A 13,839-nucleotide genomic window follows, 5' to 3' on the forward strand; every position below is an offset into this window, starting at 1 on the left:
ATTGGAGTGGTTTGTATGAAAATATTATATGCAGCTTCTGAAGCTTATCCATTTATTAAAACGGGAGGACTTGCAGATGTATCCTATGCGCTGCCTAAGGCATTAAGAAAACTTGGTATAGATATAAGAATTATACTTCCTAAGTATGGAAATATATCGTCAAATTTTAAAAATAAAATGAAGAATATGAATAGCTATAATGTACCTGTAGGATGGAGAAATCAATATTGTGGTCTTCAATATTTAGAATATGAAGGTATTCCTTTTTACTTTATAGATAATGAGTATTATTTTAAAAGAACAGAAGCGTATGGTTTCTACGATGATGGTGAACGATTTTCATATTTTTGCAGAGCAGTACTTGAGTCCATAGAACATATGGACAACTTTATTCCAGATATAATTCATTGTAATGATTGGCACACAGCAATGATTCCTTTATTACTTAAAGAACATTTTAAATCCAAGCAGCAATTTAGTGATATAAGAACTATATTTACTATTCATAATCTTAAATATCAAGGAGTTTTTTCAAAGAGTATATTAGGAGAGTTATTGGATTTAAGTGAAGAGTATTTTTCTGAGGATAGTATAAAATTTCATGATGGTGTTTCCTTTATGAAAGCTGGAATAAATTATTCAGATATAATAACAACTGTAAGTAAAAGTTATGCAGAAGAGATAAAATATGATTTTTATGGAGAAGGTCTTCAAGGAGTTATAAGAGAAAACGACTATAAGCTCCAAGGAATTGTTAATGGAATCGATTATGAACTGTTTAATCCTAAGACTGATAAAATCATTAAGTGCAAATATGATTTATATAGTATTAAAGACAAGGCAAAAAATAAAATAGATCTTCAAAAAATTCTTAATTTACCTGTTAACAAAAACACACCTGTAATTGGCATAGTATCAAGGCTTGTTAAGCAGAAGGGACTTGAGTTGATTGCTTTTATAATTGAAGAACTTCTTAGCATGGATGTTCAACTGGTACTTCTTGGTACTGGCGAAGAGGATTATGAAGATTTATTTAAATATTATTCTACAATATATCCTTCTAAATTATCATCAAATATATTTTTTGATAATGTTTTGGCAGAAAAAATTTACGCAGGAGCCGATATGTTTCTAATGCCTTCATTATTTGAACCTTGCGGAATAAGTCAGCTTATTTCCTTGAGATATGGAACTGTTCCAATAGTAAGAGAAACAGGTGGATTAAAGGATACAGTTATTCCGTACAATGAATATACAGATGAAGGTAATGGATTTTCATTTAAAAATTATAATGCACATGAGATGTTAGATGTTATAAGATATGCAATTGAAATATATAGAAATAAAAACAAATGGAAAAACCTTATGATAAATGGAATGAAAACAGATAGCAGCTGGGAAAATTCAGCTAAACGGTATAGTGAATTATACAGTTCTTTAAAATAATATTTCATTTACGTTTGGAACATATTTGGAGGTAATTGAGATGCTCTTAGATAAAGAAATTTTTAAAAAGGACTTTAAGAGAAAACTTATAACTATGTTTTCAGAGGAGATTGGTGAAGCTTCTTCACTTCATAAATATCTTGCGCTAGGTGGAGTAGTTAAAGAATATATGTCTGAAAAATGGATGAAGACAAACAAACAATATACTGAGGGAAATAATAAACAGATTTATTATTTTTCACTTGAATTTTTAATTGGAAAGCTTCTAGAAAGTAATTTAATAAATATGGGGATAAGAGATATATGTGATGAAGCTTTAAAAGAAATGAACATTGATTTGATTGATCTGGAAAATATCGAGAAGGATGCAGGACTTGGCAATGGTGGACTTGGAAGACTAGCTGCATGTTTTTTAGATTCTATGGCATCACTTGGTATACCAGGACATGGATGCGGTATACGCTATAAATTCGGACTTTTTGAACAGCAGATTGTAGATGGTTATCAAATAGAAGTACCAGATAATTGGTTGAAACATCAAAATATATGGGAAACAAGGAAAGAAGATAAAGCTGTAATAGTTAAATTTGGAGGAAATTCATATATTTCTGAAGATAATGGTAAATTAAGTGTTGTTCACCAAGATTATGAGCCTATTTTAGCTGTTCCTTATGATATCCCTATAGTAGGATATAACAAAAATAATGTTAATACTCTAAGATTATGGAGTGCTGAAACAGTAGATAAAGATTTGAATTTAGAATATTTTAATAGTGGAGAATACTTAAAGGCAGTTGAATATAAATATTCTGTTGAATCAATATCTCAGGTATTGTATCCAGACAATTCAAATAAAAATGGAAAAATATTGAGATTAAAGCAGCAATATTTTTTCGTAAGTGCAGGATTACAGAGTATTATAAAAAGATACAAAAAAATGAATGTGTCTCTTGAAAGGCTACATGAATATATTGCAGTACAAATAAATGATACGCATCCTGCTGTTGCAGTAGCTGAACTTATGAGAATATTGATTGATGAAGAGGGAATGAATTGGGATATTGCATGGAATGTAACAACAAATACTATGGCTTATACTAATCATACAATATTAGCTGAAGCACTTGAAAAGTGGCCAGTTGATATGTTTAAAAAGTTACTTCCAAGAATTTATATGATAGTTGAGGAAATAGACAGGCGTTTTTGTAGTGAACTTATGAGTAAATATCATGGTGATTGGAATAGAATAAATCAAATGTCAATAATTCATGATGGAAATATAAGAATGGCACATCTAGCTATAGTTGGAAGTCATTCTGTAAATGGAGTTGCTAAGCTGCACACAGAAATACTCAAGAATCAGGAACTTTCAAACTTTAATAACTTCTATCCTAAAAAAATAAATAATAAGACAAATGGAATAACTCATAGAAGATGGCTGATAAAATCAAATAAAAATCTTTCAGGACTTATAACAGAGACTATAGGTGAGAGTTGGATAGAAGAACCTATAAAACTTAAAGAACTTGAAAAATACTCAAAGGATACTGTTTTTCAGGAAAAAATTGCACAGGTAAAAGAAAATAACAAGATAAACTTTTCAAATTATATAAAACAAAATTATAACATTGATATAGATCCACATTCAATATTTGACGTGCAGGTCAAAAGACTTCATGCATATAAAAGGCAGATACTTAATGTTATGAATATAATGGATACTTATAATAGATTAAGAGAGAATCCTAATATGGATATTACGCCGAGAACATTCTTCTTTGGGGCAAAAGCTTTTCCTGGTTATCATTTTGCTAAACAAACAATAAAACTTATAAATAGTGTTGCAAGTAAGATAAATAATGATTCAACTATAAATGGAAAATTGAAAGTGGTTTTTCTAGAAAATTATGGTGTTTCCATTGCAGAAAAGATAATTCCTTGTGCAAATGTAAGCGAGCAAATATCTACTGCATCTAAGGAGGCTTCAGGCACAGGTAATATGAAATTCATGATGAATGGAGCAATTACAGTAGCCACTCTTGATGGTGCTAATGTTGAGATACTTGAATCAGTTGGAGAAGATAATATTGTTAAATTTGGACTTAATGCTGAAGAGGTAATTAACTATTATAAGCAGGGAGGATATATATCCACAGAGATTTTCAATAACGATCCAAGAGTAAATAGAATTCTTACCCAATTTACTGATGGATTCTTAAATGTGGCTAAGGATGAATTCAATGATATATATCATGATCTTATTTATAATAATGATGAATATTTTGTTTTAAAGGATTTTGATTCATATGTAAATGCACAGAATAAAATAGAGCAACTTTATAGAAATCATTCTAGATGGCAGGAAATGTGTATTGTTAATATTGCGAATTCTGGAATTTTCTCTAGTGATAATACAATTAGACAATATGCTGATAACATATGGAATGTTCATGGAGTACCTGTAAAACTATAAGGTGTTTCACTAAAAGAGAGGATTAATAAAATGATGGACTTTGTATTCTTCGATTCACAGGATTTGTTTTATAAACAGCCCTTTGGGGCTGTTTATAATGATGGTTCAATAACAATAAAAATTCAAATAGATTCTGAAAAAAATATTGATGGTGTAAATTTAGTTGTCATAAATGATAAGAGTACTTTCAAACACAATATGTATTTAGAAAACACTATAAACAATAAGGATATATATATATCAAATTTTAATACACCCTATGAACCTACAATATTGTTCTATTATTTTGAAATAATTACGTTCAACAATGTACTGTATTATGGAAATAATAAATCTTCATTAGGTGGAATTGGCGAGATATATGAAAGTAATCCTGTGCCTTATCAAATAACTGTATATGATAAAATATCAAAAACACCAAGTTGGTTTAAAAATGCTGTAATATATCAAATTTTTGTAGACAGATTTTTTAATGGAAATGAGAATGGCATCATATCAAATCCAAAGAAAAATTCTTTCATATATGCAAACTGGAATGATAAACCAATGTATATTAAAAATCATCATACAGGAGAAATTATACGGTGGGATTTTTATGGAGGAAATCTAAAGGGAATAATAAAAAAATTAGATTATTTAAAAGAGCTAGGCATAAATACATTATATTTAAACCCTGTTTTTGAAGCTGTAAGCAACCACAAATATGATACAGGTGACTATAAAAAAATTGATTCCATGTTAGGTGATTATATAATATTTAAAGAGTTAGTTGAAAAAGCGAGAAAGATAGGAATGTATATAATTTTAGACGGTGTATTTAGCCATACCGGTAGCGACAGCATATACTTCAATCAATATAATAGTTACGATAAAGTGGGGGCATATCAATCTAAATATTCACCATATTATAATTGGTATAACTTTAAAAAACACCCTCATGAATATGACTGCTGGTGGGGAGTAAAATCACTTCCTTGTGTTAATGAGATGGAATCTTCTTATTTAGACTATATAGTAAGAAACGATGACAGTGTTATAAATTACTGGATGGATTCAGGTATAAAAGGTTGGAGATTAGATGTAGCTGATGAACTTCCAGACAAATTTATTGAGGAAATCAAAAAGACATGTTTAAACAAAGATAATGAATCTATACTATTAGGAGAAGTATGGGAAGATGCATCTAATAAAATAAGCTATGGAAAAAGAAGAAAATATTTATTAGGGAGTGAATTAGATTCAGTAACAAATTATCCATTTAGAGAAAATCTTCTTAAATTTTTTGATTATAAAATATGTGCAGTATCATTGCATAAAGTATTTATGAGTTTATATGAGAACTATCCTATTCACAATTTCTATGCTAATACAAATGTTCTTGGAACCCATGATGTAGAAAGACTCTTCTCAACATTAAAAATGATTGAAGATAAACATTTAACTCAGAATACATACGTTGACAAGAGATATGAAAATCATTTACAGGAAAATAAAATAGAATCAATAACCATAAAATTATTGAAACTTATAACCCTTATTCAATTTACTTTTCCAGGAATACCTCTTATATATTATGGAGATGAAGTAGGCATAGAGGGGTTAAAGGATCCATACAATAGAGCAACATATCCATGGGGAAGTGAAAATAAAGAAATCCTAAATTGGTATAAAAAAATTATTAAATTCAGAAACAAAAATTCAGTATTTAGAACTGGTGCGTGGAAATCTATTTATTTTGGAGAAGATATTTATGGATATATACGTTCAATAAAAAATTCAAGAGATATTTATAATGATGTACAGCAAAACTCACTAGCATTAGTGTTGATTAATAGGAGTATTACTGAAACCTGGAATATATCTGTTGATTTAAATGACTATGAATATAGCTTATTAACAGACATATTCAATGATATATCAGTAGAAATTAAAAATGAAAAATTGGATGTAGTTTTGAACCCACTAGAAGGAAAATTATTTATGTCTAATAATTTAAAAAATAATTAAAAATTCAGGAATTTCAGAACACACTTTTCATTGACACTTTATACTAAAGAGGCATATAATTTATTTGGTAGTTATTAGTAAAAAATAAAAAGTTCAAATTTTTTGAGGGAATCCTTAGATAATTTGTTCATTACAAAGTATGACCTTACAAAAAAGAATTATCTGATTTGTGAAGGGAGTGGTGCATATAAGAGCGGATAAACTATGTTAACTTTCCTTTTGCTATGGAAAGTTTTTTGTAGTTGAAAATTTTAGTTTTACAATTAATTGTTGGCATATATTATAGGAGGGTATTTAAATGAGAAACAATAATAACGTAAAAAAATTAGTGCAATCATCAATACTTTTAGCTTTTGCAGTAATACTTCAACTTATTGGTAGAAATTTTGTTCAAATTAATCCATTGCTCATAGGTCCTCTGATTTCCACCATCATTTTGCTTACAACTTATATTTGCGGATTAAATTATGGAATATTAATAAGTATACTTATACCAATGTCTGCAATTCCTTTAGGAGCTTTAGCATCACCATTAATACCATTTGCTCCATTTATAGTTATCGGAAATATAGTTTTCGCAGCAGGTTTTGCAATTGTTATGAAAAAAGGAAGAAGTGGTTTATACCTAGGAGTATTGCTAGGTACTTTTGTGAAAGTTTTATTCTTAAGCTTTTCTGCTACGAAGTTAATATACATGTTTAAATTAGGTTTGTCACCACAAAGTGCAAAAATGATTGGAATGGCATTTACAACACCACAAATTATAATATCACTACTTGGGGGAGCTGTAGCTATTATTGTAATAGAATTATTAAAAAGAAGAAAAATTACTAATATAAATATAATCTAAATTTATCTAAATAAATGAAAAGGGGTAAGTATACATGAAAATACAAACAAAAGCAGAGGTACTAGAAATATTAAAAATGCCATATGAAGAATTTAATAATACTATAAAACAGAAAGCTAAAGAAGTACATGTAAATAATAACGAAAATAGTGTTAATGTTACAGCTTTATTTGGATATGATAATATATGTAAAAACCAATGCAAATATTGTGGCATGAGAGCTGGTAATTCCGGATTGAAAAGATACAGAATTGGTATTGATGATGCAAAAAAGACAGAAGAAGCTGTAAAAAAATTAGGTATTAAAAGGGTGTTTTTAATATCAGGAGAAGATCCTAAATATGATTTTAAAGATATAGTTTCAATGGTGGAGTACGGAAAAAAAATAGGGCTATTTGTGAGTTTGGCAGCAGGTGAATTTAGTATTGATCAATATAGAGCATTAGAAAATGTTGGTTTAGATGAGTATGTGTTAAAATTCGAAACTTCAAATAGAGATATGTTTACAAAAATAAAACCTTCTACGAACTTTGAAAAAAGAATGAAATGTATAGAGTATATAAAAAACAGTAAGATAGAATTGGCTTCCGGAAATATTATTGGATTACCACACCAAACACTAGAACAGGTTGCTGATGATATAATATTAATGAAGGAACTTAATATAAGTTGGGCACCAGTTATTCCATATATGCCAGTTCCAAATACTCCTCTTGCAAAGGAAGGTGGCAGAGGAAGTTTACAAACCACAATAAAAGAGATCTCAATATTGAGAATTATGATGCCTAAAGTTAATATTACTGCGCAACAGCCAGGTGAAGATGCAAAAAATGGATTAGCGGATATTCAAGGAAATTTGAATGCTTTAAGTGCAGGTGCTAATATGCTTTTTGTTGATATGTTACCTAAAAATCTTGTAAAAGATTTTAATGTGATAGATAATAGAATGATTGAAGGAATAGATAACGTAAATAAATTAGTTGAAATGTCTGGAATGAATTGGTTGAGGAATTTGAACTTTTGAAGAGCCATGTCATGGAAATCTCCACAGTCTGCTTCGGTGTGGAGGAGAGTCGCCAATTGGGCGACTTCCATTTACTCGATTACCCAAGTATTCCTACAGTTTGGAAAAAAGGAGCAAACTTTTCACCATTCCATTCTAATGATGTTTCAACATATCCTAAGCCATCAGCATTATACCTACCAGCTATTCTTTGGGATGCATATAATCCATAGGTTCCATTTCTCTGAAAATCTATAGGATATAATCCTCCTAGAGGATTCACCCATCCTTCAATAGCTTTTTTTAGTTTACCATTAACATCATATATTTCTGATAAATATTCTTCTCCTTTGTATTTAATATCTATGATATATTTTTTACCTTTGGGTCCATTTTTAACTTCAACTTCATAGTAATCTTTATATATGACATTATACTTATATTCTTGGTTAAATTTCTCATGGTCAAAAATCTTTTTGGGAGTATTGTTTATAAATGAATATATATAATGGAAAGCATATCCTCCGCTTCCACCTGAATCAATACTAATTAGAATATCATTTGCATTATCAAATGTAAAATTTCCTAAAAAAATTGTTGGATTATATCCAGCATTTTCTTTTAAGGGAATTCTAGTAAAAGTATTTGTTTTTCCATCCTGAATTATTAAGGTTATATTATTAATAAAAGGACTTTCTCCAAATATTCTTTCTCCAACTAAATACACATTATCTACAATAATATCGCCATTTACATCTCCTTGCTTGAAATCTAGTATATATATGTTCTTGTTCTGCATTTGTCTCCAAAAATAAGGTGGATAATAATACATTTTCAAATCTCCTTCTAAAAATTTATGTATTAGTATATTATGAATTATTTGGAGCTAAAGTTACAACATGATTTATATTTTGTTATAATAAGAGTAAAAGAGGATTTATTAACTGAAGTATTAACTAACTGGATATCTAAAAGGTTTAGTTGAATATTAAGATTTAAATACTTGTCTAGGAATTCATTAAATTTGCTACTAAAAATGAAAAACTATATTAACGGAGATTGTATATGAAGAATAAAACAAAAAGAATAATAAACTTCACTTCAATAACAGAGTATAAAATTCTTGAAGAATACTTTGAGAATATGGTTGCAAAAGGGTGGATGCTCAAAGAATTTAAAAAAGGAATGATGATATTCGAAGAAACAGAACCAAGAGAACTGAGTTTCACTGTTTCACTCTTTTATAATGATACTCCTTTTGATTACCCAGATTATGAAAAAGAACATGAATATAGAGAATTATGTAAAGAACGTGGATGGACATTTTGTGCATCTAATCAGGTATATCAGGTTTTTTACAAAGAAAAAAATGATGAAGCTATACCTATTTACACTGATAGTTATGAAGAATTTAATATAATCAAAAAGACCTATATGAAAACAGAATTTATCAGCCTTTTAGCATTCCTTCCATTACTAATTTTAGGTTTTTCTCATACATTTAATTTTGATTATAGGGATATATTGACTAATGCTGGGTTATTTAATATTATATCTCCATACTTTCTTGTAATCATCATTATAAGCATAAATGCATACCCTGTTTTTTGGATAATTAAAAATAAAATTAACATCTCTAAAGGTGAAAAATTGTGTTTTCCAACAAATAAGGGAAGAGTCAGAAGAAATATATTAACGTGGAGTTTAATTGGAATATATTTTATAATGATTGTTACTATGGTGTTTACCACTACATTTCACATTACCATACTATTACTAGTGGCTATACCTATTGTGATTTCAGTTTGTATAGCAAATTATTGTGTAAAAAGATTTAGAACAAAAAAGCATTCAAGGAGATATAACATCATATTTTTTATAGCAGGCGTTATGTTATCGTTGGCTTTGATGATGGTAGTATTAATAGGTGGTATGAATATGATAGCAAGTTTAGATATTATGAATAGAGAAAACAAAATACCACCCCCTGAGAATGTAAAAGTTTTGGAAGTTTCAGATTTTACTGAAATAGATTCAATAGAGAGAAGCACAATATACAAAAAATCAAGTGTTTTTGTTCCTATAAGTATTTCATATTATGAAATAGCTGAGAAAATTTCCAAAAAAGATAGGATAATCTTAGTAGATACGGAATATATCCAATGTATAAACAAAGATGTTGCAGACTTTGTTTTTGAAGGATATATGAAGAAAGAATTTGAAAGAAAAGAAAAACGAGCAAGAGATTATAGAGAATGGGACGATGAGCAGAGAGCAAAAGAAATTGAAAATGATATCAAAGAAGTAGACATCAATAATTGGGAAGTAGACAGGGGATATTATCTATATAGTAATAAGAGTAAAATTATTATTCAAAAGGATAATATCATATATATTTTAGATGGAGATATGTTCTTCTCTGAAAAACAAATAATAAATATCTGTAAAAATAAATTAAAACTATAGAAATATAAAAACTAAAAATCTTTTGAAATAAAACTATATTGTTAACTATAACCTAAATATTGGACACTAAAAAAAGAGAGGCATTTTTGCCTCTCTTAATAATATACGTATTTACTTTTTGAATAATAAATTTATAAATCCAAAATACCGCTACTCTAATTTTGACACCTATCTCTCGATAGGTGGGTGTTCTCATAAATGATTTACTGTTCTTGCCACTCATAGTTGGTCTTATAGAACTAATGCATATTTAGATCTTGAACTCCCGTATAAATGATGTAGGTTGAAAATAAGAGCTTTACAAATATTCCAGATCATTAACTTATTTATATTTCAAATTTGTAAGAACAACTTTGCCTTAAGATTATTATATAAAGAATCTCTATAAAATTCAATAACTTTTTAAAGGTAATATAAGGAATTTTACAAGTAAGTGTTTCCAATACAAAAAATATTTAAAAGTCAGGAAGTAGTATTACTCCCTGACAACAAGATTAGTGAATGTATGGAGACTTTGAAATTATTTTAGGTCTAACCTCAAATAACTATTTTTAAAAGTTGGATCCATTGCTAATCACCTCTCTATGTTTATATCATGTGCAGAGTAAAAGTTTAATATACTGGTAAATAAAAGAATAATTAAATTTCCTAAAATAAATAGTCTTTTACAAAGAGTACATTTTATTTAAAAAATGTGGCTTTATTTATAGTAATATATTCAAACGATTTATACATACTAATATTAGTTAATATTAAATCCAGATAGAAATATTACTATAACGGTGTAGATAAAAATACTATTTTTGAGGAGAGTTTTGAAATGGCAAATGTAAAAAAAGATAAAAAAAGAAAAAAACATGGAAAGATTATTATAGGAATCATAATAGCAGCGATAGCTATGAGTATAATTTTTATTTTGCCTAATCGTATGCGTAACAACATTGAAAATTCATATAAGACTGAAACAATGAAAAAAAGGGATATAGTCAATTATTATAGTTTTTCTGGAGTTGTAGAAAGCAAAAATCGTGAAAATATTATAGCAAAGGAAATGATGCAGATTAAAGAAATTGTTGTAAAGGAAGGAGATAAAGTAAAAAAAGACGATGTAGTTATTAAAGCTAGTAATAATATTAAAATAAAAGCAGATATAGATGGAGAAATTTCTAAAATATATCTTGATGAAAATGCTCAAGTTTTAGGTGGCACAAAATTAGTAGATATAGTGGATTATGATAATCTGCAAGTAAGCATAAAAGTTGATGAGTATGATATTTCTTCCATAAAGATAGCCCAAGAGGTAGATGTTTATATTGATAGTATAGGAAAGATGATAAAAGGAGTAATAACAAAAATTTCAAGAGAAGCTACAAATATTAATGGTGTATCCTATTTTACAGCAAACATTGATTTACAAAACGATAAAGACGTACGTGTAGGTATGAATGCAGAATCAAAAATGCTCAATGAGAAGGCTGAAAATGTTTTGACACTCTCAATTGAAGCGTTGCAATTTAACCAAGAAAATGAACCATATGTTTTTATAAAAGGAGATAAAGGCATTCCAACAGAAAGAGAAATTAAAGTCGGTATAAATGATGGATTATTCGTTGAAATTAAATCTGGCATATCTTCAGAGGAAATCGTAATGATACCTAAAAAAGCAACAAACTCTGGAGGTGAATTCAGACCGCCATTTGCAGGAGGTAATAAATAATGGGAAACCACATACTTGAGATGAAGAATATAGTGAAGATTTATTCAATGGGTGAAGAAAACCATAAAGTACTTCATGATGTTGAATTATATATTAATCCTGGAGAATTTTTATCAGTAGTTGGACCATCGGGATCAGGTAAATCAACCCTTATGAATATTATAGGCTGTCTTGATACCCCAACAAGCGGTCAATATATACTATCTGGTAATGAGGTTTCAGGACTTGATGAAGTTGAACTAGCAAGGATAAGAAACAAAGAAATAGGTTTTATATTTCAACAGTTTCAACTGCTTCCACGTCTCTCAGCACTTGATAATGTTATGCTTCCACTAGTATATGCAGGAGTTCCTGAAAAAAAGAGAAAAGAAAAAGCAAATGAGATGTTAATTAGAGTTGGGTTGGAAGATAAAATAAAAAATCGTCCAAATCAATTATCAGGAGGACAGCAACAAAGAGTGGCAATTGCAAGAGCTTTGGTAACAGAACCTACAATACTCCTTGCAGATGAACCAACGGGAGCTTTGGATCAGAAAACAGGATATCAGATAATGAAGCTTTTTAAGGAATTACATGCGGAAGGAAAGACTGTTATTATGATAACCCATGATATAGATATTGCTAAAAATGCTAGTAGGATAGTGCATATTTTAGATGGTAAACTAGGAGAAGGTGAAAAATATGTTTAAAGATAATTTGAAAATGGCTTGGGAAAATATTATCAACAACAAGATGAGATCATTCCTAACCATGCTAGGAATTGTCATAGGCGTTGCCTCAATTATAGCCTTAATAACAATTGTAAAAGGTGCAACAGATAGTATTACAGATCAAATCTCATCGTTTGGTGCAAATAAAATAATTGTGCACATACAGGGAACTCAATTAAAACCAGGACTCTTAGATAGGGATATAAAAAATCTAGAGAAAATTGATAATATAATTGGAGTATCTCAAACATTAAATGAAAAATCAAATATTGTATATAATAAAAAAGTTTATGAAAATGTTGTTGTTCAAGGAAAAAACGATGTCTATTTTTCACAAACTGAGGACCTAATTAAATTAGGAAGAGGAATAAATATACTGGACATAAATGGAGAAAATAGGGTTTGCTTGATTGGTACTGACATTGAAAAAGAACTTTTTTATGGTATTAATCCTATAAGTAAAAAAATGAAAATTGGTGGCGTAACATATACAGTTATTGGAACACTACAGGAATCGCAGGGATTTTCACTAAGTAATAATAACAAAGCAGTAATAATTCCATATACAACAGCCATGAATTATTTTGGTACTCGCTATATAAATAGTCTTGATGTATACATGGAAGATGGAGAAATGTCAGATATTACAACAAAAAACATAGAGTCTTTGCTAAAAGTTTCATTCAACAACAAAGATAATGCTTTTTCTGTATCTAATATGCAAAGTATGATTGACAGTATTGAGAATATGACGGGTATGATGAGTATGCTTCTTGGAGGAATAGCAGCAATCTCTCTTCTTGTAGGTGGCATAGGAATAATGAATATGATGTTGGTATCTGTTACAGAGAGAACAACGGAAATCGGACTTAGAAAAGCCCTTGGTGCAGAACCAAGAAGAATACAGGAACAATTTTTAATAGAATCAGTGGTACTATCCTTAGTAGGAGGTATAGTTGGTCTTGTAGTAGGAGCTATACTTGCATATTTAGTTAGCATTTTATTAAACAATCCATTTACATTATCATATTCAACTGTTCTATTAGCAATTGGCTTCTCTGGTGGTGTGGGGATTATATTTGGAATTACACCAGCAAGAAAAGCTTCAAGATTGAATCCAATTGATGCACTTAGAAGTGTTTAATTAAAAACACTTCTAACTTTTCA

The 13,839-nt window shown here is 29.0% G+C and carries 10 protein-coding genes and 1 other RNA gene; 9 read left to right on the forward strand and 2 right to left on the reverse strand.

Going from position 1 to position 13,839, the window contains the following annotated elements; translation table 11 throughout:
* Positions 1-15 precede the first annotated feature (15 nt).
* The 5 genes from glgA to OW763_RS05860 all read left to right on the forward strand — a co-directional run bounded on the left by glgA (position 16) and on the right by OW763_RS05860 (position 7,800).
* Positions 16-1,446, forward strand: coding sequence for a glycogen synthase GlgA (gene glgA / locus OW763_RS05840; RefSeq protein WP_268040144.1), 1,431 nt, complete (start codon positions 16-18; stop codon positions 1,444-1,446).
* A 40-nt stretch (positions 1,447-1,486) separates the two neighbouring features.
* Positions 1,487-3,919 (forward strand): glycogen/starch/alpha-glucan phosphorylase, encoded by a 2,433-nt coding sequence (locus tag OW763_RS05845; RefSeq protein WP_268040145.1) that lies wholly within the window; start codon positions 1,487-1,489, stop codon positions 3,917-3,919.
* A gap of 30 nt (positions 3,920-3,949) precedes the next feature.
* On the forward strand, positions 3,950-5,926 hold the full coding sequence (locus OW763_RS05850) for a glycoside hydrolase family 13 protein (RefSeq protein ID WP_268040146.1): 1,977 nt from the start codon (positions 3,950-3,952) through the stop codon (positions 5,924-5,926).
* Positions 5,927-6,224: 298 nt separating this feature from the next.
* The gene (locus OW763_RS05855) at positions 6,225-6,776 is read left to right on the forward strand and encodes an ECF transporter S component (RefSeq protein WP_268040147.1); all 552 of its coding nucleotides are present in this window, start codon (positions 6,225-6,227) and stop codon (positions 6,774-6,776) included.
* A gap of 34 nt (positions 6,777-6,810) precedes the next feature.
* Positions 6,811-7,800 carry a biotin synthase BioB gene (locus OW763_RS05860; protein ID WP_268040148.1) on the forward strand — a complete coding sequence of 330 codons (990 nt, stop codon included), beginning with the start codon at positions 6,811-6,813 and terminating at the stop codon, positions 7,798-7,800.
* Positions 7,801-7,879: 79 nt separating this feature from the next.
* On the opposite strand, the gene OW763_RS05865 is transcribed toward OW763_RS05860, so the two are convergent.
* Complete coding sequence (locus OW763_RS05865; RefSeq protein ID WP_268040149.1) at positions 7,880-8,611, reverse strand: VCBS repeat-containing protein; 732 nt, start codon at positions 8,609-8,611, stop codon at positions 7,880-7,882.
* 233 nt (positions 8,612-8,844) lie between these two features.
* Here OW763_RS05865 and OW763_RS05870 point away from each other — a divergent pair, with 233 nt between their 5' ends.
* A complete protein-coding gene (locus OW763_RS05870) occupies positions 8,845-10,245 on the forward strand; it encodes a DUF2812 domain-containing protein (RefSeq protein ID WP_268040150.1) in 1,401 nt (466 codons plus the stop codon).
* 132 nt (positions 10,246-10,377) lie between these two features.
* Here OW763_RS05870 and ssrS read toward each other — a convergent pair.
* Positions 10,378-10,564, reverse strand: a non-coding RNA gene (gene ssrS, locus OW763_RS05875) — 6S RNA.
* 501 nt (positions 10,565-11,065) lie between these two features.
* Between ssrS and OW763_RS05880 the strand changes: the two genes are divergently transcribed.
* From OW763_RS05880 to OW763_RS05890, 3 genes are read left to right on the forward strand one after another with little or no spacing between them, the layout of a single operon-like run.
* Positions 11,066-11,962, forward strand: coding sequence for an efflux RND transporter periplasmic adaptor subunit (locus OW763_RS05880; RefSeq protein WP_268040151.1), 897 nt, complete (start codon positions 11,066-11,068; stop codon positions 11,960-11,962).
* Entirely contained in the window at positions 11,962-12,651 is a 690-nt protein-coding gene (locus OW763_RS05885) for an ABC transporter ATP-binding protein (protein ID WP_272507319.1), read from the forward strand. Before OW763_RS05880 ends, OW763_RS05885 begins: the two co-directional genes overlap by 1 nt.
* Positions 12,644-13,816, forward strand: coding sequence for an ABC transporter permease (locus OW763_RS05890; protein WP_268040152.1), 1,173 nt, complete (start codon positions 12,644-12,646; stop codon positions 13,814-13,816). The genes OW763_RS05885 and OW763_RS05890 overlap by 8 nt, the downstream gene beginning before the upstream one ends.
* The last annotated feature ends 23 nt before the right edge of the window (positions 13,817-13,839 follow it).

It is taken from the genome of Clostridium aestuarii (assembly GCF_026735135.1).
Classification (GTDB): Bacteria; Bacillota; Clostridia; order Clostridiales; family Clostridiaceae; genus Clostridium_H; species Clostridium_H aestuarii.

Coding starts and splice junctions, on each gene's coding strand:
- glgA (WP_268040144.1), top strand. CDS start 16: ATGAAAATATTATATGCAGCTTCTGAAGCTTATCCATTTATTAAAACG.
- OW763_RS05845 (WP_268040145.1), top strand. CDS start 1,487: ATGCTCTTAGATAAAGAAATTTTTAAAAAGGACTTTAAGAGAAAACTT.
- OW763_RS05850 (WP_268040146.1), top strand. CDS start 3,950: ATGATGGACTTTGTATTCTTCGATTCACAGGATTTGTTTTATAAACAG.
- OW763_RS05855 (WP_268040147.1), top strand. CDS start 6,225: ATGAGAAACAATAATAACGTAAAAAAATTAGTGCAATCATCAATACTT.
- OW763_RS05860 (WP_268040148.1), top strand. CDS start 6,811: ATGAAAATACAAACAAAAGCAGAGGTACTAGAAATATTAAAAATGCCA.
- OW763_RS05865 (WP_268040149.1), bottom strand. CDS start 8,611: ATGTATTATTATCCACCTTATTTTTGGAGACAAATGCAGAACAAGAAC.
- OW763_RS05870 (WP_268040150.1), top strand. CDS start 8,845: ATGAAGAATAAAACAAAAAGAATAATAAACTTCACTTCAATAACAGAG.
- OW763_RS05880 (WP_268040151.1), top strand. CDS start 11,066: ATGGCAAATGTAAAAAAAGATAAAAAAAGAAAAAAACATGGAAAGATT.
- OW763_RS05885 (WP_272507319.1), top strand. CDS start 11,962: ATGGGAAACCACATACTTGAGATGAAGAATATAGTGAAGATTTATTCA.
- OW763_RS05890 (WP_268040152.1), top strand. CDS start 12,644: ATGTTTAAAGATAATTTGAAAATGGCTTGGGAAAATATTATCAACAAC.